Consider the following 23587-nt stretch of genomic DNA (forward strand, 5'->3'; position numbering starts at 1 on the left):
GACGGCAGAGAGTTAAAGTCACCGCAGACTAGAGTAGGATAGGGGGAGGCGGCTATCAGTTGCTTGAGAAGATCAGCTTGTACGGCCCGTTTCCGGAAATTCTCATGTAAGCCGTCGATAAGTCCCAGGGCAGCATGTTCCACTCTTTGGGAATCATCCGTACGAAGTCCCTTTTCCAGTTTGCGCTTGTTCTGGCTTACTTCCGTTGTTTGGAGATGATTGTTGAACAGGCGGATGGTGCGACCATTGATTTCAATATCACATGCAAGACTGCAATTTTTCGAATCAGGATAGATGATAAGATGCTCCTCCTTGATAGGATAACGGCTGAAAACAGCCAGTTGCAACAGATTCTTCCCTTCGGGCGAAGAAGGAATATAATGATACGGCCAATTAGAAAGAGCTGCGTATATACTATCGATGCCAAACTCATCGTTAATGCCAAATTCTTGAAAACAGAGAATATCTGCTTGCAGATTTCTCATGTAAGAAGCAATCTCCTTGCATGAGTAGCCGGTATGCTCGTGGTTAAAGGCATCGACGTTGTAAGTAGCAACCGTCAACACTCCCGGAGTATATACATTCATTTTAACCATCGGTGACGAAGCCGGACTGAAAAAAGGCGATTGTAATACACAGCTTATATACCCCCAATTGCTGAATATAGCAATCAGAGGGATGAAAACCCAGCACCGCCAACGAATCGTCCAGTAGATAGCAGAAGCAAGATTAGCCAATAAAAGTATCGGCAGTATCAAACCGATGAAAGGCATAAATTTGAAACTATCCGGTGCGGCATTGCCTACGAAAGCACCCGCAATGGTAACTCCTGCCAAAATACTGGTCAGCACGATGGATATGTAATAAAACAGTCTGTAAAAGGCTTTCATTTAATCTAAATTATTTGCTGGTTGTATCATGAGGGATTAAGCTCTCTACGAAGGAAGCAACCATTTATGAATCATTGCTTTCAATTTATCATCCGCTATTGGTTTAGCTATAAAATCATTGCACCCCGCTTCTTCAGCCGCTTTCCTGTCCTGTTCGTATGCAAAGGCACTTTGAGCAATAATAGGAACAGTGGCAGACAGTTCACGGATGATTTTTGTAGCTTCCAGTCCGTCCAGATTCGGCATCTTGATATCCATCAAGATAAGATCCGGTTTCACCTCATCGAACATCGTGACAGCTTCCATTCCGTCATGCGCACGTATAAGCTGATGGTCTTTACCTAGAATAGCCTCCAATAAGTCGAAGTTACTGTCCGTATCTTCGGCAACCAAAATACAGGCGTGCCGTGTATTTGCAGAACTGTCAACACTCGAATCTGCAGTTTTCCCGGCAGATGCTATTCCAGCAATGTTCCCTTCACCATTCTCTTTCTTTGAAGAATCCACATTTGCAGGATTTGCAATCGTGTATGGTAAAGTAAATGTAAACGTCGTTCCCTTACCAAATTCGGAGCTGACGGAAATCTTGCCCCCGAGACGTTCAACGATAGACTTACAGATAGATAATCCCAACCCAGTGCCCTGTGCATGATTGTTCAGCTTTGCGAAACGCTCGAACACACGCCCCACTTTCTCCGGTTCAATTCCTGTTCCGGTATCCGTTACGTGGAATACAATCTGATTGTCCGCCAGTTTGTAACCATAACTGATGCTTCCTTCCTTCGTAAACTTGACAGCATTTCCAATCAGATTTGAAATCACCTGGAATACCCGGTTCTTGTCCGTTTCAATCATCAGACTTTCGTCCGAGGATTCATAGACAAGGCTTACTCCCTGCGGAGTACGGAATATATGAGCATCGTGCACTTCCCGGCAGAGATTATGGAGACTAGCCGGTCCGAAGGAAAACTCGATGGTTCCCGATTCAATCTTCGAGAGGTCGAGAATCTCGTTGATAAGTTGCAGGAGACGTTCGTTGTTCGCGTTTACGATGTTATAATACGTCTTCCGTTCTTCCGCATCGTCGCTTTCGGCAATGAGATGCGAGAAACCTACGATAGCATTCAGCGGCGTACGTATTTCATGACTCATATTGGCGAGGAAGGCCGACTTCAGGCTATCAGACATTTCCGCTTTCTCTTTCGACGATTGAAGTTCCCGTTTTATCATTTCCAGCTCCGTGATGTCCCATTCGATGCTGACGATGATAGGCGAAGACAATTCGTCACCGTCCACCCGGATTTTCCGTTTGTCGAGGATAATCATGTTTCCGTTTCTGTCCTTTCCTTCAGCAGTCCAGTGCAGACCTTTTCCGGTGGTGGCCACCTGGATATCTTCTTGTCTCTTCTTTTCGGCTACGATAGGCGGGTAGAAATCGAAGTCATTCTTGCCGACAGGGTCGTTCTTATAAAGATCGCGGTTGTAGGCCTCCCGATTCCGGTAAATGTATCGGAAGTCGTTGTTGATTTCCTTCACTACAATCCCGGCAGGGAGATTGTTGATGGTTGTATCCATGATTTGGTTGAGCCGTTTGATTTGGGCTTCGTACCGAATCCTCTCGGAAATATCATGGGCAAACGACCAGTAACTTTCTTCTCCGGAATCATTGGTCACGTTGTACATCGTGCCTTCATAAGCCAATATACCTTTATTGATTTTAGATGGGTGATGAGCCACAAAGTTACTGCTGCCACCGTGTATGACATCTTTGCAACGTTCGTTCCAAGCCTCTTGTGTAGGCATATCTGCGGCGACATTGTAAATCTTTAATTGACTGATGTCTTCGTTTTCTGAAATACCATGATTGTACAGGAAACGACGGTTGGCAAAGATAATCGTGCCATCGGGCTTGGCGGCAAAGATACTTTCTTTGGCGTTGTTGATGGCATGAGTCAGTGTATTGATGTCATTTCTACGATGCTGTATGTCCGTGATGTTCTGGATATAGCCTTCGATATTGAAACTACCGTCGGAGCGTTGTTCACGCAGATAAGTCTGGATACGCATATAGAAGATTTCTCCGTTCAGGCGGACACGGTAGCTGATGCTTTCCATGTTGAGTTCTTTTTCGTTCACCCGACACCATTCCATAAAACTCTGACGGTCTTCTTCTACAATCAGTTCCACATATTTCTCAATGGCAAGGTTTTGCACATTTTCCTCGCACAAAACACCGGTATATCCAAGATAATGAAAAATATTCTGTTTCGTATTGTACGTCCATTGTCCTATCTGGGCTACCTTTTGGATAGCCCGCAGGGTGAGATTTGCCTGTTCCAACTGTCTTTTTACGTTGCTTCTTTGCGTGATGTCGCGATATTGGCAAAGCACCATACCGTCATAAGGGAACATGAGGCATTTGAAGTAAAAAGTTTCGCCTTTCAGCACCAACTTGAAGTTCTTGCTGATGCTTCTTTGTTCTTCGAGTACAATCTGGAAGATGGGCATCACCCTCTCTCTCGTATATTCTGGTAAAAGCTCAAATATATTTTTTCCTAAAAGTATATCCTCTTGCAGAAACCATAGATCACAATGAGGCTCAATGTCTACGCAGACTCCGTGCCTGTCAACCAATAGCATTGTATCTGCCGTCAGTTTCAATATTCTTTGTGCGTTATTCGCATCATGTAATATTCTGTTCATGTCTGTTTTTTATTAGATGATAGAGACTAATGTCTTATAGTAAGGATAACAAAAGATAATAGCATTTGTTTTACTTTTCAGCGCGTTTCGCCTTTTCCCAGGCTCCGCTTCCTTTTTTCTTTTTCAGATAACGGATGCCTTTCAGCACATTGACATTCATAAATAAGAAATAGTAGGGGATAAAAAGCAACTTGTTTTTTATCTGTTTGGTGGATAGATAATATCCCCAATATCCCAATCCGTAAAAAAGAACCTGCATGGCAAGCAGCACTCCGTAGAATATCGCGGAACCGCCCAACAGCAGAATTGCAATATTCAGCGGGAAGAGAGCAAACAACAGGAACGGAGTAATAGACCATCGCAATACCCGGTGAGATGTATATTGAAAGCTAAGTATCCCGTAGCGGAAAGGATTCAGTAACGGACGAAGTCGCCAGATGGACTGCAATCCTCCGGCAGCGATGCGCACTTTCCGCTTTTCTTCTTCGCGCATATCTGCCGAACCGCTTTCGATGGCGTAAGCATTGGTGCAATAAGCAATGGTATAACCTTTCATGGTGATCCGGAGCGAAAGAATAAAATCATCGAGCAACGTATCCGGTTCCATTGCTTCGAATAGTTCACGACGCACGGCAAATAGTTCGCCTGCTGCTCCTACAGCAGAGTAGAGGCGGGCGTCAAGTGCTTTCAGTGTTGATTCGTATTTCCAGTAAATACCTTCCCCACCGGCAGCGGCTCCGTCTTTGGTCTGTACGGCGATCCGTTTTTCGCCGGCCACGCAGCCCACTTTCGGGTCTTGGAAAGCAAGTACGATTTCCCGTATTGCCTCCCGGTTTACCATGGTGTTGGCATCCGTAAAGACGACGAGCGGAGTGTCCACCAGCGTCATTCCACGTGTCATTGCGGCTGTCTTACCCTGTCGTAGGGGTTGGAAGTGTACGGTCGCTTTTCCCTGCCAACGGGTTTGCAGTCGTTCGTTTGTACTGTCGTCGCTTCCGTCTGTCACCCATACGATATGCAGTTTGTCCGCAGGGTAGTCCAGTTCAAGACTGTTCTCCATCTTTTCGTCTACAACATCTTCTTCGTTGAATGCTGTAATGAAGAGAGTCACTTCCGGCAAACCAGCGTCCGATGCCGGCAACGAACGCTTCACAGGTTTCACGAAAAGTTCTTTCAACTTGACGAGAACGTAAAGCACAATTCCGTAGCCCAGATAGGTGTAGAACACAATGAATAGGGCAAGCCAGAAAATAATTTCAAGGCAGAGGGTAATGGTTTCGTTCATGGTTAATATATATTTATTACTTTTTCTGTGTCTGATTTTTATAAACCGTTCACTTGATTCGCTTTTTTAATTCCTCCTTTTTATCCGAGTCTTTTAGCATATTTACAAAATAGAGGGCATCCGCTTTAACAGAAGCATCTGCTGTATTTGCTTCATACCGTTTCACGAAGTTTTCGGCATGTTCTGTCAGATACTTCCTGCAATCGATATTGAGCATAATCCCATTTTCATAGTTACTATAAGACAGTCCTGTAACACTGCTTCCGGCCTCAAGGGAGGTAATATCTTCTTTCTTTATACCAGATAGGTTGACTGTGAGAGAAGGATAATAAAAGTCTTCCTCACTGGGCAGATGAACGGTCAGTTTCAGTTTATGTTCATCTATCTTTGTCACTGCTGCTGTGCCGTGTGTACGATAGAAATTGTATTCATAATATTCTTCCTGGTTGGGTATCCACACGTTGTCCGCTCCCTTTTTTCCATAGTTATTGTTAATCCAGAGCAACAGATCCGCCCAAGAAGCATCTGTGCCATGAACACCGACATTGATAGCCATTCGTTCTTCCGGTGATAATTGTAGCTGTTTGTCGATTTCTTTTTTCAGATCCTCAATGGAATAGAACCCTCTGTTTAGTACCACCTTTTTTAAATCGTTTTCCGTTTTTGCCGGACATAGTGTTTCACCGTCGTTGGAAGTCATGGTCTGTATAGAAGAATGGACTTGTCCAGCGGTGATATATTCAGCAATTCCGCTTGGTTTAGCCAGCATTTTACATCCTCTGCCAGACAATTTCTCTTTGATGATATTCAAGGCAATGTCGTAATGTTTAAGTAGGTTATCGACAGTGATTTCTTCATTATCTATATTCACATCATGTATGGAGATGCCTGTTCCATAGTTCAGCATCTCTTTGACATCTCCCCATGTCAGCCCTGATTTCATGAAGAAGCGATAATATTCTTGCGTCTGTCCTTTGTAGATTTGTGTTTTGGCGTCCATCCATTCCCATTCTGGTGAGAGGGTGGTGGTAAATGAGAACCTGACTTCGTTTCCGGCTCCGTCCGTACTTCCCAATGTTTCACCAAGATAATAAATATCGGGTGGAAGGTCATCATATTGCAGGTGGCCGAGTTGATAATAATAACCGCTAGTCAAAGGTTTGCCATTGATGGCAGCCCACGTCCATGAGAAGGCGGCTTGTTTGCAGTCGTCTTGGGTAAGCATTAGGAGCCACGACTTATTGTATTTTAGTGCGGGAATAACCGTTTTTATGGTATTTTCTTCGGGCAAAGTGTTGCGGGTGTTGATTGTAATTTCCGCAGTATAGTTTTGGCTTTCATCCCCGAAAGGGTAGAAGAAGTCTGTGTCTACGATGATGTCTTTCCTTTGGGGAGAATTGTTGTTTCCTGAATTATCTTCTTTTTCATCGTCTTTGTCTCCTTGATATAAATTGATTTTTTTGATACAGGATACGTTAATAAGGCAGATTGCTAATAGCATGATGACTGTTTTTGTTTTTCCTAAAAACAATAAGCTGCTGAAGCGTGTCATTTCCAACAGTCTGATTATTCCCACGCAGAGAAGAATCAATAGAATGGAGATAGCTGGCGTTATAATAAAGTTGAACATGAAGAACCCGGTGTCCAACAGGTTGAACCGACTCAATACGTTGCCTTCAATCAAGATATGTATGGTATAGATGCCAAGTGTATATGTGCCCACTTTTTCGATTGCACGGAAATGCGGACGATAGATACGTTGCAGTAGCAAGAAGATAAACAGGCTTCCTGCGAAACCGATCAAATAGCGATAACAGATGATCGGCAATTTTTCCCATGGCGGATAACAAACGAACTTTCCTCCCAGATAATCGTACATACTCATTCCGGTGATGTAGATATAATCTTCTTTCTGATAGAAAGGGAGGAGTACAGCGAAAACGAGGAGTGAAGCGACCAGTAGTTTTCCCCGGTGTTTCATGATTACATCGATATATTTGTGCATAAAATACCCCATCCAAAAGAATGGATACATAAACTTGTCGAGGTGCAGACGTCCGTTGTCCGGCAATGCGAGGAAACACAGAAGCGAGATGACGAAAGCGGCTGTATCTTTTTTGAATATTTTCATGCTGACGATGGCAAGTGTGAAACAGATGAAAACGGAGCGTAAGAACCAGAAACGGGTGAATGTCTCTATAAAAAGAGATTTCAACGTTCCGGTTGGAGACGGGATCATTCCTTCATAGAGCATATATCCGATGTTGATTGCGACCAACACTAATGACCAGCCGAAACAAGGAATTATTAACTGTTTGAATCTTCGGGTTACATTCGGTATGAGTGGCTTTCCGATGGATTTACTGAAAAAGAAACCGCTGACCAACATGAATATGGGCATGTGGAAAGAACAGATAAATTCATGTACCGGATTGGTCCAGAAGTCGTTGCCGTCTCCCATATTTTGGATAGAATGTCCCCAGACTACAATAAAAATGCAGATACCTTTGATGAAGTCAATATATTCTATTCGTTTTCCCATACTTGTTTATTTGTTCTTTATCAGATTGCTGTCTTCGTCTTTATATTCTTTCTTTTTAGTAAATATTCCCCCCAGTCCTTTCAGACCTTTGGCAACGCGCACTTTAAAGCTGTTGAACAGGCTTCCGTCAGCTCCCACCGTTCCATATCCTGTTACGGCGCGTGCTTTGCGGTTGCGGATAAAGGCTATTTTGCCGAATTGCTTGAGTTGCAGAGCAAGATAACCGTCTTCACCTCGGATGATATCGGTGCGTATGCCGGTTTTCCGTGCATACTCTGTGCGATAGGCAAGAACCAATCCACGCACACTAAGTTCGGGACGTTTGAATGATTGCATCCACAAGTGCAAATCGCGGGCAGCTTCGTAGATTTTCAGTCCCCATCGCGAGTGTTTCTCATCCGGAATGTAGCTCCATAAAGAGCAGACGGCCACAATGCCCGGGCGTTCGAGGGTGTTTACCATCATTTCTACGTATTTCGGAGGGTACATAGTGTCGGAGTCAATATTGATATGATATTTACCTCGGGCATGGTTCAGTCCGCAAAGGCGGGCGAATCCGCAACTATGTTGGGTTTCTGTATAATAAGGTACACCGCATTGCCGGAATATCTCCGCCGTGCTGTCTTTCGATTCGTTGTCTACCCCGATAATTTCTACAGGATATTTGCATTCCATCTCGCTCAAAGACCACAGGCAGGCAAGCAGATGTTTCTCTTCGTTGTAGCCGATAATTGAAACGGTGACAAGCGGTTCATCACTTTGCAGCTTTGCAATATTCTGCCGCACTTCTTCAATGGCAGATGCGGGTGCTTCTGCAAACGGTTTTTCATAAACTTGTAAATACTTACTATACCAAATCATCTTTATAAAGGATTAAATTAAGTATTAAGTATCAAGTATTAGCCATGTGGGATAAATGTACTAGCAGCCACGCTTAATACTTGATACTTAATACTTAATACTTAAATTTGTTTCAAATAATTTTTTCCATTCTCGGGCAATATGTTCAATTTTAAAACGCTCTACGTCGGTGCGGGCTTGTATTCCCATCTTCCGGCGGACGTCTTCATGTTCTATCAGGTAGCAGATTTTGTCTGCCAGTCCTTCTATATCTCCATTTTCCACAAGCAGACCGTCTTTGCCATCGGTGATGATGTCTTTCGGGCCGCAGGGACACGTGAACGATACGGGTGGTACTCCACACGCCATTGCTTCGATGATCACCATGCCGAATCCTTCGAAACGTGAGGACAGAACAAAGATGGAACTTTCACAATATTTCTCAACAATATTCTGCACGTTATGTTCCAGGATACAGTTGGAGGTGATTCCGAGTTCGTCAATCTGCCGCTGGAGTTGCTCTCTCATGCCATCGCCGTAGATTCGTAATACCCAGTCCGGATGTTTCTTGCTGACGATGCTCCATGCGGGGATAAGTCGGTCAAATCCTTTCTGCGGCACATATCTGCCTACTGCGATTACTTGTTTCCGTAATCCGTCGGACTGACGTTCGGGGAAGAAAGGAAGCGGATTATAGATTACTTTTACATTATCGAGTTCCGTCCATTCAGCGGCATCTTCGTGGCTAAGCACAATGAAATTCCGCAGTTGTTTCAATTGGCGGATGAGTTGGTGCCGCCAGTATTTCTTACCTAATTTTTTGAGGAATCCCGGTAGACGGTTGTTGTTGAAATCCCGATAGTTGGATTTGTTAAAATGTATCTCTCCCAACTTGACACTGCCGTCTTTCATTTGGTTGATGAAGTTGATGTCGCGGCGGAGAAGGGAGATTGTGATGTCCGGACGGATTTTACATAGACATTCGTTCAGCCTTTTCTTGAATAGCCGTTGCTTGGTGCTGTATTCAAGAATCCGTGCGAATAACGGGCGTCCGTATAATGCGTCGTAGTTGATGTCGAGTTGGTGTATGGTGATTGATGGGTGCAGTTTATAATATGGCTCCTTGTCTTTTCCGTCGGTAAGGATGATATGTATCTCGTAGCCGAAGTGCTCCGTAAAATAGTTCGCCTTTAGTGTGAGAACCCGCTCCATACCGCTGGGGTAATAGAGAGAGGGGATACAGTAGGCTATTTTTATCTTTTTATCCATCAGATATTGTTTGTTTTTTCAGATATATCTATGTGAAATCAGATTTCGGTTTCATGAATGACTTTTCTCATTTGTGCTGTCCATGACAGTGCTCTGACCGTTTCGCGTATCTCCGGTGGAGACATTTGTTGAGAGCGTTGGAAGTTTATCAGTCCGCAAATGTCGATGGGCGATTCATCCGGTGGCACTTTCCATACATAAGGCATCCGGTCGAAATCTTCGTCCGTTTCCGAGTAGGTGAACGAAAGCCCTCGTGCGGCATATTCACGGTTTTTTAGTGTTTTGATGTAGGTGATTCCGCTCCGGTGACGTCCCAGGCTGCCTATGGCAAAATCTGCTTTTTCAAATTGTTCGTCCAGTTTGTCACTGTGTAGGGGGCCGTGCAGGATGACGTACGGTTCCAGATGGTTGTCGCGGATGGCAGGCAGTATTTCTTCCTGTTCGCGTATGCCGGACAGGGGACCTACGATGTGGAAATAAACTTTGTATTCCGGATTTGTACGGTAGTATTCGGCTAGTCCGTGTATCAACCGGTCGAATCCGTGCCAGTAGTGCACTTCGGCCACTCCAATCAGATGAAGTTCGCGTGAGGTGTCGTTCATCGTTCGTTTGATAGGGATTGCTTCGAAGTCTATTCCGTTGGAGATCCGTATCGTTTTTCCTCCAAAAATATGTTCGGCGTTGGAGAAGGTGACGATACCGTCCAGCTCTTTGGCTAGCCAGTGGCGGAAACAGCGGTCGATGGCGAGATTGAATTTCATCGACCATGCCACATATTCCTGATCGTAAGGATAGGTAGGTATTTCCATTACCACTTTCGCTCCCATCCGTTTCAATTTTCTGACTAGTTGCAGGGTGAACGGGCTTGCGTTGTGAAAGGAACGCATATATATAAATTCTATTTTCTCGCGGCGTACATATTCAGTGATGGGGGAGTAGTAGACACGTTTCCATATCTTTGCAGTGAATCCGGTTCCGAAATCGGCAATGACTTCGTCGTCTATTATCCATCGGCGCTCACCGTTGGGAGTGGTTTGATAGTAACAGGTACGCACGTCCAATCCGCACTCTTTGAGGGCTTTTACCTGATAATGTATTTTTTTACTTATTCCATTCGCTTTATCAAAGCCGTGGAACATAAGAAATAAGGCTTTCATTCTTTGTTGTTGTCTCAAATCTATAATTGCTTATTTTGTTTTTTTATATACTTGCCAGCTATTTTTTTCACTTTTCCTATGATGTCATATTCATGTGTAGCCTGTATATATCCTCCAAAGATAATAAAACTAATGATACTTTTGGTAATAATTGTCACGAAAATGTTCATTCCTTCCGTTGTATACTGCACAGGCAGGAGGCACGCTGTCATTAACCCGCTGACTGCCAGCGGGGAAAGGAGTTGACGGACGAACGTCCATACCTTTCTCCGGAACGTTACGTGATACATCTGCCAGTAGCATTGCACGAAGTTGACGGTAAATGTCAATACGATACAGGTTGCCACTGCGGTGAGCGTGCCGAAATAGAAGATACCAATCAGCATTCCCGCCACGTTGAGGGTGGATGAGAATACGCCGCAGATGAACAGGCTCCGGGTGTCTCCGGCAGCCTGAAAAATGGAGCCGGAAGAGGAGAGTATAATTTGCACGCCTACCGAGAGGGAGAGTATGCGGAATACGGGTACGGAGGGCAGCCATTGGTTGCCGAATATAATCAGTGTCACTTCTTGTGCTGTAAAGAAAAGCAATACGCTCATGGGTAACCCTATGAAAGAGAGTATGCGGACAATGCGTTCATAGGAGGACGCCAGTTTTGCTTTGTCATCTTGGAAATCGCTGAAGATGGGGTGCATCACCGGAGTGATGACTTGTGTGATGTTTTGCAAGGGAAGCATCATGAGCCGGTAAGATTTTTCATAATATCCCAAGTCGGACATGCTCATGTGTTTTCCTATCAGCAGTTTGTCCAGATTACGACTGAAATAGTTGATGACGTTGAACAGGAATTGATAGGCCGAATATGAAAAGATCTTGCGGAGTGCTGTCAATCCCCATGTGAAGCGCAATCGTTGCGGATAGCGCTGGTAGGAAATGACAAATATCAGTATGCTGGAGATGATCGGGGTGATAATCAGTGCGTAGAGTCCTGCTCCGCAGAGGGCTGCCGTAACCGCTCCCGCACCTCCGGCTATCTGGATAGTGAAACTGCGGACAGCGATGTATTTGAATTCTTTGTTGCGATAGAACATGGCTCCGGGCACGATGGTGGCGGAGGCAAAGAAGAGGTTGACGGACAGAAGTTGGCACAGGATGCGCAAGATCTGGCTGTCGTAGTAGTCGGCAATCAGCCATGAGGCGGCGAAGAAAAGCAGGCTGATAGCAATTCCTGTCCATACGGTGAATGAAAAAATATCCGACAGTTCTTCTTTTGTCAGCGCTTTGTGCTGTATGATGGCCGGGGAGATTCCCATATCGGTGAACAGGTTGAAAAATGCGATGATTACGGTGGCGATAGCTACGATTCCGAAGTCGTCCGGGGAAAGCAGGCGTGCCAATATTCCGGCTACTACGAGGGAGATGATGATGCCGCTGTATTTGGCTAGTGCCGTGTAGAATACGCCCGAAAATAGTTGACGTTTGATGTTGTTAGCCATTGATTACATCTTTATAGGTTTGTGCATATTCCTTTCCTATTTTCCGGATGTTCATATTTTCCAATGCGTATGCATAGTTTTTTTCTCCTTGTCCCCATGCGGACAGTTGACGTGCTCTTTCAAGTGCCTCCAGAATGTCGGATCTGTCGTCCGGATGGAACGTCGGATTTCCGGTTGCGGATAGTATTTCTCCGATGTTTCCTGTTGTCGGGCCTACTACTACTTTGTGGAAGAGGAAACCTAGGGGGACATTTCCGGAGTTCAGAATATCTTTCCTTTGTATGAATATTACGTCTGAAGCAGCGATGTAATAGGGCAGGTCGCAGTTGTCTATCAATTCGTCATTGGCTCCGGCATGAAACTTCAGAAGGCGGTTGAGCAATGGCATGGCGAGATAGTAACCCAAGCGCGAAGCCCAGCGCTTGAAAAGATTCCATCCGTATTCGTTGCGTCTGGAGAAGGGGTAGAGGCGGGGAGCCAACAGTAGCTTGTTCTTTTCATTCCATTTGCAGAAAGCACTGGCTACCATGCGGATTTCTTCGCGGTTGCGGAATTTTCCGAAGGCGGTGACGATGAATGCTTCTTGTGGCAGGTTCAGATATTGACGTGCGCGCTCTATGCTGATATCTTCTTTGTAGGTGTATTGGTAGATGTGGTGCGGGATGACAACATTCCGGCTGCCGGGATGTTTTTCAATGAATTCCGTCAGGCTGTAATGTCCCATGTGTACCACGATATCGCTTTCCGACTCGATGATGTCGTAGGCTCGGCTGATGACTTCATTGGCGTAGTGGGGGCGGATATTATGTCGTGTGTATACGAAATGGGCTCCCCGTGAGCGGAAGAAAGCGATGCGTTCTTTCAGGCGGCGGATGACGTCGTGGTCTTCGCATATCCAGCCCACTACCTCCTCCGGCCATTGGAAATGGATGATGTCATAAGTGGTGTCCGATTCCCAGAATTCTTTTTGGGAGCATCTCACATCAATTCCAGCCATTCTGATAGCATCGCATAAGATAGGAACAAATAGATTGTCGGTTTCTCCGTTTTCTCTGAAAACGATCAGTGCTTTTATTGATTGGCTGTCTGTTTCGCTATCATTCATTTTTTAGGTTTTAAAGACTTTTATTACATTGCAAATGTAATAAAACTTATGATAAGTTTCTTCTTTTCTGTGTTTTAATTGCAGTTTAAGTTGCTATTTGAGGAAATCTGAAACAGGTCTAATGTTTTTATAAGCCGTTTTTCTTCTTGGGTATAAGGAATGTGGTGACTTTCAATATATTGCTTGAGGAAGAGACAAGCATGTATGAAAATGGCTGCTTTCATATAGCTGGTGAAATTTATGTAACGGTAGTAGGAGGCTTCACTGATGTTGATATGCACGCAGAGCTCTACTGTGGCTAGCTGTGACGTTTTCAGGAGCTCTTTTATCAGCATTACTCTGTTCTGGTAATGCTCGTTCACTATTTTATTTTCTTCTATTTCTTCCAACGTTTGGTTGCGTTTTGTGTCCATATTGTTTGGGATTATTAATAATTTTTGGCAAAGGTCGGATAAAAAATATATAATCCCCCTCTCATTTTTGCGATAGCTGGAATAAAATACATTTTGCACCTTTGCGCCCCGGAAGTATTAAATGTGGAATAATAAATGATAAATGAAAATGAAGAAAGATCAGTATTTCAATTTGGAGGTAAATTTGTTGAATGACGACAATATTGCCTGTATGATGACGGAAATGAATGCCGCGGAAGCACTCGGAATTTACGTGATGTTGCTGTTGCATCTGCGCACTAAAGATACTTATGAGGCGTCGTGCAAACCGGTTTTACTGAAGGCCATGGCCCGGCGGTATGATGTGGATGAAGTTGCGGTGGAGCGGGTACTTCGCGAATTCGATCTCTTCGAACTGGATGAGGAACGACAGATGTTTCGTTCTTCTTACTTGGATAGGGTGATGAAAAGCTTGGAAGAGAAGCGGAAAATGGACATCGAAAACGGTAAAAAAGGAGGGCGTCCGAAAAAGGTGGCAAAAAGTGCTGAAACGCCCGTCAGTAAAGGGAGAAAACCCACTGAAAACCAGAAGAGGAGAGAAGAGGAAAGTAAAGAAGAGGAGAGTAAAGGAAGTGTTTCTGTTGTAAACAATAATAGGAGTAATATAGAAACACCGTCTCTTGTGAGCCGTTTGGCGGATGAAGGCAATCATGGCCCGTTACAACCCGTGTTGCCTTGGGAAAAGTTGGTGGACCAACTTTCTACTTTCCAGTCATATATGGAATTGGCCGGGCAGCATTCCGGTTTGGGAAAGCTTTTTGTAGACCATCAAAAACTTATTTTGGAAATCTTCAAAAAACATATCCGCCTTTATGACAAAGGAGCGGGACTGCTTTTTCCGGAGGACGTGAAACGGTATTTTTCAAATTATATCGCGGCCGGTTCCGTTACTTGTCGCACGTTGAGGGAAACCTTGCTGAAAGAGCTTGAGAATACGGTCGACAAGGATGTAAACCGCTTTGAAAGCGTCGTCGACGGGCGGCGAACGTATCTGGGACATCTTATTCCGGTTGATGCGCCGCCACGTCCCGATGCATCAGCTGTGTGGGATGATGTGAAGAAAAGATGGGCGCATTAATCCGGCAGATGACTGGCTTCGTCCGGTAGGTTGCCGATGTTCGTCTGGTAGGTTGTTGATGTTCGTCTGGCAGGTAACGGAAGCTCGTCCGGCAGGTGGCAGACACTCGTCCGGCAGGTAAGTCCTCTGCGTGTGAATGATTATTTTAAACTATTTTTTAATTAGAAAAAAGGAAAAAAATATGAGAAATTTTGCCAACTATGATGTCGACATCCACGGTAAATCGAGTGGAGTCCTCAAGACGATTTGTAAAAAATGTCTTCCTACCCGCAAGAATAAGCGCGACCGTTCGCTACGTGTCAACGTCGACACGGGCCACTGTCACTGTTATCATTGTGGCGCTGATTTTTATGTTCCCGATGATGTGGAAGAGCGCAAGAATGCCGAACGTGTGGCAGCCCGCAAGCGTCGTGCAGCAGCCATTCCGCAGCATTTTCAGCGTCCAGTGTTTGATGCCTCGAAAACCACGCTTTCCGAAGACACGGAGCGTTGGCTGGTGGAGACGCGTTGCATCCCGCAGTCCGTCATAGCCGCCCTACGCATCACCGAACAGGAAGAATTTATGCCGCAATCCGGCAAAAAGGAACGTTGCATCTGCTTCAACTATTTTGAAGGGGAACAACTGATAAACACCAAATTTCGCGCTCTCCCGAAACTTTTCAAAATGGTGCAGGGTGCCGAACTGATTCCCTACAACATCGACTCCATCCTGGGGCAAACCTCCTGCATCATCCACGAGGGGGAACTGGATGCTGCTTCTTCCATCGCCGCCGGATTCAAAAGCGCCATCTCCGTGCCGGCCGGAGCCAATTCGAACCTCTCCTGGCTCGACCGTTTTATGGAGACGCACTTCGAGGACCTGGAAGAAATCATCATTGCCGTTGATGCTGATTCTGCCGGAATCCGGTTGCGCAATGAACTCATCAACCGGCTGGGAGCTGAACGCTGCCGGGTGGTGACTTACGGTCCGGAGTGTAAAGATGCCAACGAGCATCTCTGCAAATATGGTATCGCCAGTCTCCGTATCGCCATCGAACAGGCAGCAGAAGTTCCGCTCGAAGGTATCTTCACCGCTGCCGACTTGCATGACGATCTGCGGGCTCTTTTCGACAACGGCTTCGGTCCCGGAGCGGAAACGGGATGGGAGGAGATGGATAAGATCTGCACGTATGAACGTGGGCGAAGTGTCTACGTCACCGGAGTTCCCGGTGCAGGAAAATCCGAGTGGGTGGACGAATTGGTGTTGCGTCTCTGCCTGCGGCATCAATGGAAAATCGGGTTCTTTAGCCCGGAAAATACCCCCATCGTCTATCATCTCCGCAAACTGATTGAGAAACTCACCGGACACCGTTTTCAAAACGGCTGTGGCATGACGGAGGGACTCCTTGCGAACTCGGAAGATTTTCTGACTGAAAACGTCTCTCATATCTCTCTGAAAGGTAATGTTTCTCCGGATCGTGTACTGGCTAAGGCTCATGAACTCGTTGTCCGCCGTGGCTGCCGCATCATTGTCTTCGACCCGCTCAACCGTTTCGACCATAACCCGCAGCCTGGACAGACGGAAACGCAATATATTTCGAACCTGTTGAATAAATTTACAGAATTTGCCGTGCAACATAATTGCCTGCTCGTGGTCGTAGTCCATCCTCGTAAAATGAACCGTAATCCTGTCACGGGCATTACCCCTCGTGTGGAAATGTACGACATCAACGGCTCTGCCGATTTCTATAACAAAGCGGATTACGGTATCATTGTGGAACGTGACAAGGAGGTTGGTGCCACACGCGTATACGTGGACAAGGTGAAATTCAAGCATCTTGGTGTCGGTGGAATGGCATCCTTTGTCTACGATCCCGTAAGCGGACGATACCTGCCCTGTGAAGAATCTCACGACCCTTCTCTCTCCGCTGACCAGCGTGTCCGAAATACAATGTTCGACAACTCCTGCTGGCTACCTGAAAAAGAGCTGTTTTAAAGTATTAGGTATTAAGTATCAAGTATTAAGTATTATGATGTTATCCATTGTTGCGATGCGTTTACCATACTTGATACCTAATACTTAATACTTCAATTAGGGTTCTTGGAGTACTTCGACGATGAGCCTTACTTGTGCGGGAGTGTAGTATCTGCTGCGTGGATTCATGCCGGTGGCCAGGAGCCGTTCTTTTAGTCCGGGTGCAGCTTCAATCCATTCGTTGAATCGGTCTACTGCGCTTTGTTGCAGGATATTGGGGAGGTACAACAAGGCGAGCTCGCCTTTCCCATAGGTGCGGTATTGGAATGTTTTTTCTTCTTCTTGTTCGGGGAGAATCTTGTTTTTTGTTTTCATTTATAGTTGTGCCTTTAGATTGTTATATTTGAAGTAAAGTTACTCATTTTTAGTGGAATAGGCAAATTTTGAGAGCGGATGTTCGGGCGTATTCATAAAAGAATTGATACTAATAGAATACCGATTCTTGAAATTTATCGTATCTTTGTTTACGTTTCACGTTAAAAGCATAGAAAAAGGATGGAAGGAATATTCAGGCGTTATCCGATAGGGATACAGAGTTTCGAGAGACTACGCAATGATAATTGTGTGTATATTGATAAGACAGAGTTGATTTATCGTTTGGTAAATACACATACGACTTATTTTCTTAGCCGTCCCCGACGCTTTGGAAAGAGTCTGTTAGTTTCCACTCTTGAAGCCTATTTCTCTGGTAAAAAAGACCTGTTCAAGGGGCTGATGATGGAACAGTTGGAGAAAGACTGGACGGTTTATCCCGTGTTGCATATTGATTTCAGTATCAGTAAGTATATGAATGCGGGGATGCTGCGCTCCGCTATCAACAATCGCTTGGTGGAATGGGAACGAATTTACGGATGTGACACGAGCGAAGACACTTTCAGTCTCCGTCTGAAAGGTATTATCAAACGTGCTTACGAGCAGAGCGGGCGTCAGGTTGTGTTACTTGTAGACGAATATGATTCTCCTATGTTGGATAGCAACAACAATGAGGAGTTGCAAGCTGAAATACGTGGCATCATGCGCGACTTTTTCAGTCCGTTGAAAGCGCAGGGAGAATATCTTCGTTTTCTTTTTCTGACCGGTATCAGTAAATTTAGTCAGATGAGCATCTTTAGTGAATTGAACAATCTTCAGAACATAAGTATGCAAGATGCTTATAGTGCCATTTGCGGTATAACGGAAAATGAATTGCGTACACAGTTGGAAGAAGATATAAGAAGGATGGCCGAAGCGAACGGTGAAACGTATGATGAAGCGTGTATACATTTGAAACAACAGTATGATGGGTATCATTTCAGTAAGAAATGTGAGGATGTGTACAATCCGTTTAGTTTGTTTAATGCATTTGCGCAGAAAAGTTATGAGAATTTCTGGTTCTCTACCGGTACTCCCACTTTCCTGATAGACATCTTGCAGCAAAGCAATTTCGATATTCGTCAACTGGATGGCGTTTCGGCTACTGCCGAGCAGTTTGATGCACCTACCAATGTCATTACAGACCCGCTTCCGGTACTTTACCAAAGCGGTTATCTCACTATCAAAGAGTATGACCGGGATTTTCAGATCTATACGTTGGCTTATCCTAACAAAGAAGTTCGGAAAGGCTTTATCGAATCATTAATGCCGGCTTATGTGCATTTGCCTGCTCGCGAGAATACATTTTATGTAGTATCGTTTATCAAAGACTTACGGGTCGGCAATCTGGATCAATGTATGGAGCGGATCAAATCATTTTTCGCCTCTATCCCCAATGATATGAATAATAAGGAGGAGAAACACTATCAGACCATCTTCTACCTCCTGTTCCGGTTGATGGGGCAATATGTGGATGCAGAAGTGAAGAGCGCTGTTGGCAGGGCTGATGTTGTGATAAAGATGCAGGAGGCTATCTATGTATTCGAATTCAAAGTAGACGGTACTCCTGAAGAAGCGTTGGCACAGATCAATAGTAAGCAGTATGCGATTCCTTATCAGGCAGATCATCGGAAAGTTATCAAAGTGGGAGTTAATTTCGACAGTAGTATGCGAACTATTGGAGAATGGATCATTGAAAACTAGGGAATGATCTTACATATTCCTACATATTTCCACATATTCCGGTATAATTCGGTATAATCCGTTTTAATCCGGCATAATCCGGTGTAGTCCGGCGCAATCCGGCAAGTCGTCAACGTGTTGTCGTATCTTTGTTTCATCAACAGAAAGGGAGAATGTACTTCTTTTCGTAGAAACAATTTTTAAATATGGCAACAGTTACAGTTGTGCGCTATAAGCGCAGAAAACGGCTCGGTGATGATAAATCACCGATGATGTATCTTCTCAAGCCCAAGGCTGGGGAGTCGAAAATCTATTCAATTGATTCACTGGCACAGGAAATCGAGTCTATCGGGTCGCTTTCGGTGGAAGACGTGTCGCATGTGATGAAATCCTTTGTCCGTGCGATGAAAAAAGTGCTTGTGGCAGGGAATAAGGTGAAAGTGGATGGACTGGGTATTTTTTATACCACGCTGACCTGTCCGGGTGTGGAACAGGAAAAGGATTGTACGGTGAAAAATATCACTCGCATCAATCTCCGTTTCAAAGTCGACAACTCATTGCGTCTTGCCAATGACAGCACGGCAACTACTCGTGGCGGGGATAATAACATGATGTTCGAATTGTATACGGAGAAGAAGTCCGTTGCCGGAGGAAACGGTGGTGACGGCTCCGATGATGATGGTAAAGGCGATGGGGGAGAACCCGGTGGTGGTAGCGGTGGAGGAGAAGCTCCGGATCCGGCAGCATAAACCGCTTTGATTGACTCTGTTCTTAATTTATTAATTTATCATCTCAATCTATTAAAATGTTAGATAAAATTATCGAAATCATCATGACGATTCTGCCTTTCCTGGGCAGTAGCCGCAAGAAGCGCCAGATGATGGCGCAAGAAGTGAAAGAGTTCAGTGAACTAGTGAAAGACCAGTATACTTTTCTGATGCAGCAGTTGGAGAAAGTGTTGAAGGATTATTTCGACCTTAGTTCGAAAGTGAAAGAGATGCACGCGGAGATTTTCTCGTTGAGAGGACAGCTGACGCAAGCTGCGGCTCTGCAGTGTAGTAGCAAGGAATGTGTGCAACGAGTACAGATGGTCACTGAAACGGAGGGATGAATTTATGCGAACCATCAACTTGATTGTGATCCACTGTTCCGCCACAAGGGCGGACAGGGATTTTACGGAAGATGATTTGGAAGTGTGCCACCGTCGGCGTGGTTTCAACGGGACGGGGTATCATTTTTATATCCGTAAAAATGGAGATATAAAGACCACCCGTGAGATTGAACGAATCGGTGCGCACGCAAAAGGACACAACCAGAACAGTATTGGCATTTGTTATGAGGGCGGACTTGACTGCCACGGTCATCCCGCCGATACCCGTACCGAATGGCAAGTTCATTCAATGCACGTACTGATTCTTACGCTCTTACGCGATTATCCCGGCTGCCGGGTGTGCGGACATCGGGATTTGAGCCCCGATCTGAATGGAAACGGAGAGATTGAACCCGAAGAGTGGATTAAAGCGTGTCCGTGCTTCGAAGTGAAAAAAGAATGGAACTGATCACTGAAGAATGTCATAATAGACTTCTGTGACTTGCTGTGATACGCGTCGGCTGTCGAAACGTTCCTGAATGACAGCCATAGCTGCGTTTCCATAACTTTCTATCCATTCCGGATAATGGAGATATGTCAAATAACATTCCGCCAACTCCTCCGGTTGACCGAAATCTGCAATCAATCCGCTTTCCTGATGTGTGATTACTTCTCTGGTACCGTCTGTAGGGGTCACTACCAATGCTTTTTTCATAGCCATCGCTTCGAGCAACGCAATGGAAAGCCCTTCCCATAAACTTGGTAGACAGAAAACATTGATAGCGTGCAATACATCCGGCACATCATTACGAAATGGTGAGGTCCGGATGTATTCTTCTATTCCGTTTTGCCGGATTGCTTCCTTGGTCTCTTCTTCCATATCGCCTTCTCCTACCAGCAGTGCTTTGATTCTGGCATCTTTCTGGTGAGCGATAGCAATACTTTTTACGAAATCCAACGGAGCTTTCTGGAGAGTGATCCTGCTGACGAAGCCTATCACGAAATCATCTTCTGTAAATCCGAATTCCTTACGCAGGTCTTTGCGGTTTCCATCCGGATTGAATCGTTTCAGGTTGATACCATTTTCTATCACGAGTGCATTCTTCAGTCCGAAAGTTTCTTGGCCGGTAATCCAGTTGCTTTCGGATACACAGATGACTTTTCGGCTTAATTTACAGATAATTTTCTCACTCCATGCCCGGAGACTTTTGATTAGAAACGACTGGTCTTGATGAAAGCTCCATCCATGCACGGTGTATACCATCGGAATATGTAGCTTCCGGGCAATGAACGCTACATTGGAGGCCGCACGACTTCCGTGGGCGTGAATGAGTTGTATGTTTTCATCAAGTATCAACTTCTTGATTTGTTTTGTGATACGTATGTCAAAAGGATGCGCAGTGTTAATGACGTAACATCTGACACCTCTTCGGGTGAGCTCGTCAATCATTTGTCCGCCTGTGAACGCTAGTACGATGGGATTGACGCGTTCGTCAAACCCTGCTATGAGGTCGAGCAGATGAGATTCTCCGCCACCCACTTGGCCTTGTCTGATTACTTCCAATACATTAATGGTCATGTTCGGTATGTATAAATTGTTTGTTGACTCCTTTCAGTTTAAACAGATTACTCACAATGCCTGCCAGCAATGAGGGCAATTGAAGGATGCCTTGTAGCAGTCGCTTATTGAGCATACGCTTTGGAATTGCCGTAAATAATGCCAGAAAGAGGGAAAAGGACAATATCCACCATTTGATACTCATGTGCGGATGGACAATTGTGAATATGATTGTGAAGAAAAATGTGCAGAAAATCAGTACGATACGTGGTAGGAGTGTCCATTGGAATACCTTGTCACAGTAGTTGATATTACCGCGAAGCAGTTCTCCGGGAAAAGAGGGGAGTGCCCGGCTCAACGAATCGAACTGGGCAGCGATCCAACGTTTGCGCTGGTTTTTGATCACTTCTTTCTTTTGCGTTTTTTCATCTTTCACGTGGACGTGTTCCAGATATTCGATATGGATGCGCTGTTTAAGTAGCAGCGATTCCAGTTCTTTGTCTTCTCCTGCTGTCTCTAGTTGGGGAACATGCTGACGGAACCACTGTGCTTCCAATGCCATGCCGGAGCCAATAAGGGCGGAAGAAAATCCGAGAGCAATATGCCCGCTACGAAATATTGAGTTGTTGATTTCTTCGCTGGCGGCATCAAGAACGGCGACATCTGTATTCATATTTTTGGCGGTGCGATGTGCCTGAATAGCTTTTTCGCCTGCTTGAAAGGCACGATTGATTTCAGACAAAAAATCTGGGTCTGTTGTGTTGTCGGCATCCATGATGACGATCATGTCATAAGGAGTGTCAGCTGTAGCTTTCATGGCGAGATTCATGGCTTTTGCCTTGGAGCTGTCAGTATAGTCGGCTGTCAGCAGGCGGATCGGAAGTTGGCGTAAGGCTTCATTGGTGCTTTCTTGCATCTGGTCTGAAATCACGATGATGTCGTAGAATTCTGCCGGATAATCTTGCTGTAAAAAAGATTGGATAGTCGGCAGAATGACTTTATCTTCTTTATAAGCTGGGAATAGTACGGCGAATTTATTGTGTTTGGGAGTATTGGGATAGTTACGACGACGGTAGAATTTGGATGCCAAGGCAAACAAAAGCAAATAACCTATATTGATAGCCAATATTGTGTATAGTATAATTTCTGCGATGTACAGTATAGTTGTCATATTTGTTCTTTTTTATGGGGAATACGAATAAATGCTGATATGCCTTTCAGTGTGGCGGTTAGAAGTTCAGGATGACCTTTTAACAGAAAGCTTATTCCATTTTTTCCGGCTGCCACAGTCATTTGATAGGCTATAGAGAGAAAGCGTCTGCTTCCGTCAAGGTTTCGCCATGCATAGAGCAAACGGTTGCGTGTCAGGTAGTAGGTGCGGAGCGCACTCAATTGCCCTGTGCTCTGGCTTTCTTTGTGAAAAACCGTGCAACGGGGTTCATACCATAACTCGTAGCCGACACGTGTTATGTGAGTGCACCAGTCGAGCTCTTCATAATATAGAAAGAATATCTCCGGCATCATTCCGGCTTTCTCTATCACTTCACGCTTCACCATCATAGCTGCTCCATGCAAATAGGGAGTAGTATGCGGGGTGTCGAATCTTCCGTCGTCCGGACATCCGAATCCAATTCCTTCATTACGAAGAGTAATAGAGCTAAGCGGAGTATATCCTGCGAATTGTATGTTTTGGGGTGGAAAGGCAAAGCGTATTTTCGGCGATACGCCTCCGATTTCCGGACGGCTTTCCAGTCGCTCTATCAGGCAAGTGATGTTGTCTGATTCAATATAGGTGTCATTGTTTATCAAGAAAAAATATTTGCCTTTTGCTACACGGAGTCCGATATTGTTTCCGCCCGAAAAACCTTTGTTTACATCGCTGCGAATGGTGATTACCGTAGGGTATAACGCACGTATCTTCTCTGCTTCGTTTTCGCGTGAAGCATTGTCTACCACTATGATTTCATAACTTATGGAATGAATCTTGTCCAGAAGTGACTCGATTAGCTTACAGGTGTCTTTAAAACCGTTGTAGCAAATGGTGATGAATGAAATTGTAGGGCTTTCCATATCT

20 protein-coding genes are annotated in these 23587 nt (G+C 45.0%); 6 read left to right on the forward strand and 14 right to left on the reverse strand.

What is annotated here, in order from left to right:
- The 10 genes from KQP79_RS01255 to KQP79_RS01305 all read right to left on the reverse strand — a co-directional run.
- A partial coding sequence (locus KQP79_RS01255) for an endonuclease/exonuclease/phosphatase family protein (protein ID WP_264386611.1) occupies positions 1-890 on the reverse strand: 890 nt, incomplete at its 3' end.
- A gap of 45 nt (positions 891-935) precedes the next feature.
- Positions 936-3593, reverse strand: coding sequence for an ATP-binding protein (locus KQP79_RS01260; protein ID WP_008775888.1), 2658 nt, complete (start codon positions 3591-3593; stop codon positions 936-938).
- A 70-nt stretch (positions 3594-3663) separates the two neighbouring features.
- Complete coding sequence (locus KQP79_RS01265) at positions 3664-4878, reverse strand: glycosyltransferase family 2 protein (RefSeq protein WP_004311596.1); 1215 nt, start codon at positions 4876-4878, stop codon at positions 3664-3666.
- 49 nt (positions 4879-4927) lie between these two features.
- On the reverse strand, positions 4928-7420 hold the full coding sequence (locus KQP79_RS25880; protein WP_004311597.1) for an acyltransferase family protein: 2493 nt from the start codon (positions 7418-7420) through the stop codon (positions 4928-4930).
- A 6-nt stretch (positions 7421-7426) separates the two neighbouring features.
- Entirely contained in the window at positions 7427-8281 is an 855-nt protein-coding gene (locus KQP79_RS01280) for a glycosyltransferase family 2 protein (RefSeq protein ID WP_004311598.1), read from the reverse strand.
- Positions 8282-8368: 87 nt separating this feature from the next.
- Positions 8369-9529 carry a glycosyltransferase family 4 protein gene (locus tag KQP79_RS01285; protein ID WP_004311599.1) on the reverse strand — a complete coding sequence of 387 codons (1161 nt, stop codon included), beginning with the start codon at positions 9527-9529 and terminating at the stop codon, positions 8369-8371.
- A gap of 38 nt (positions 9530-9567) precedes the next feature.
- The gene (locus KQP79_RS01290; RefSeq protein WP_234120556.1) at positions 9568-10686 is read right to left on the reverse strand and encodes a glycosyltransferase family 1 protein; all 1119 of its coding nucleotides are present in this window, start codon (positions 10684-10686) and stop codon (positions 9568-9570) included.
- Positions 10687-10706: 20 nt separating this feature from the next.
- Entirely contained in the window at positions 10707-12182 is a 1476-nt protein-coding gene (locus KQP79_RS01295) for a lipopolysaccharide biosynthesis protein (RefSeq protein WP_004311601.1), read from the reverse strand.
- Positions 12175-13287 carry a hypothetical protein gene (locus KQP79_RS01300; protein ID WP_004311602.1) on the reverse strand — a complete coding sequence of 371 codons (1113 nt, stop codon included), beginning with the start codon at positions 13285-13287 and terminating at the stop codon, positions 12175-12177. The genes KQP79_RS01295 and KQP79_RS01300 overlap by 8 nt, the downstream gene beginning before the upstream one ends.
- A gap of 74 nt (positions 13288-13361) precedes the next feature.
- Positions 13362-13700 carry a hypothetical protein gene (locus KQP79_RS01305; protein ID WP_022199356.1) on the reverse strand — a complete coding sequence of 113 codons (339 nt, stop codon included), beginning with the start codon at positions 13698-13700 and terminating at the stop codon, positions 13362-13364.
- Between the two features lie 148 nt (positions 13701-13848).
- On the opposite strand from KQP79_RS01305, the gene KQP79_RS01310 reads away from it, so the two are divergent.
- Positions 13849-14817, forward strand: coding sequence for a Lin1244/Lin1753 domain-containing protein (locus KQP79_RS01310; RefSeq protein WP_022199357.1), 969 nt, complete (start codon positions 13849-13851; stop codon positions 14815-14817).
- A gap of 181 nt (positions 14818-14998) precedes the next feature.
- Positions 14999-16792 (forward strand): bifunctional DNA primase/helicase, encoded by a 1794-nt coding sequence (locus KQP79_RS01315; protein WP_008997724.1) that lies wholly within the window; start codon positions 14999-15001, stop codon positions 16790-16792.
- A gap of 96 nt (positions 16793-16888) precedes the next feature.
- On the opposite strand, the gene KQP79_RS01320 is transcribed toward KQP79_RS01315, so the two are convergent.
- On the reverse strand, positions 16889-17146 hold the full coding sequence (locus KQP79_RS01320; protein WP_004311607.1) for a DUF4248 domain-containing protein: 258 nt from the start codon (positions 17144-17146) through the stop codon (positions 16889-16891).
- Positions 17147-17326: 180 nt separating this feature from the next.
- Here KQP79_RS01320 and KQP79_RS01325 point away from each other — a divergent pair, with 180 nt between their 5' ends.
- The 4 genes from KQP79_RS01325 (at position 17327) to KQP79_RS01340 (ending at position 20424) form a co-directional block, all read left to right on the forward strand.
- The gene (locus tag KQP79_RS01325; protein WP_004311608.1) at positions 17327-18886 is read left to right on the forward strand and encodes an ATP-binding protein; all 1560 of its coding nucleotides are present in this window, start codon (positions 17327-17329) and stop codon (positions 18884-18886) included.
- Positions 18887-19071: 185 nt separating this feature from the next.
- On the forward strand, positions 19072-19614 hold the full coding sequence (locus KQP79_RS01330; protein WP_004306334.1) for an HU family DNA-binding protein: 543 nt from the start codon (positions 19072-19074) through the stop codon (positions 19612-19614).
- A 56-nt stretch (positions 19615-19670) separates the two neighbouring features.
- Positions 19671-19976, forward strand: a complete 306-nt coding sequence (locus KQP79_RS01335) for a hypothetical protein (RefSeq protein WP_004300375.1) — start codon at positions 19671-19673, stop codon at positions 19974-19976.
- Positions 19977-19980: 4 nt separating this feature from the next.
- Positions 19981-20424, forward strand: a complete 444-nt coding sequence (locus KQP79_RS01340) for an N-acetylmuramoyl-L-alanine amidase (RefSeq protein WP_004311609.1) — start codon at positions 19981-19983, stop codon at positions 20422-20424.
- Here KQP79_RS01340 and KQP79_RS01345 read toward each other — a convergent pair whose 3' ends face one another.
- The 3 genes from KQP79_RS01345 to KQP79_RS01355 are packed head-to-tail and all read right to left on the reverse strand — an operon-like array spanning position 20425 to position 23583.
- Complete coding sequence (locus tag KQP79_RS01345; protein ID WP_004311610.1) at positions 20425-21534, reverse strand: glycosyltransferase; 1110 nt, start codon at positions 21532-21534, stop codon at positions 20425-20427. It lies immediately after the preceding gene.
- The gene (locus tag KQP79_RS01350) at positions 21524-22684 is read right to left on the reverse strand and encodes a glycosyltransferase (RefSeq protein WP_004311611.1); all 1161 of its coding nucleotides are present in this window, start codon (positions 22682-22684) and stop codon (positions 21524-21526) included. Before KQP79_RS01350 ends, KQP79_RS01345 begins: the two co-directional genes overlap by 11 nt.
- Positions 22681-23583 (reverse strand): glycosyltransferase family 2 protein, encoded by a 903-nt coding sequence (locus KQP79_RS01355; RefSeq protein ID WP_004311612.1) that lies wholly within the window; start codon positions 23581-23583, stop codon positions 22681-22683. The genes KQP79_RS01350 and KQP79_RS01355 overlap by 4 nt, the downstream gene beginning before the upstream one ends.
- Positions 23584-23587: the final 4 nt, after the last annotated feature.

The sequence above is a fragment of the Bacteroides sp. DH3716P genome (genome assembly GCF_025914115.1).
Lineage (GTDB): Bacteria > Bacteroidota > Bacteroidia > Bacteroidales > Bacteroidaceae > Bacteroides > Bacteroides ovatus.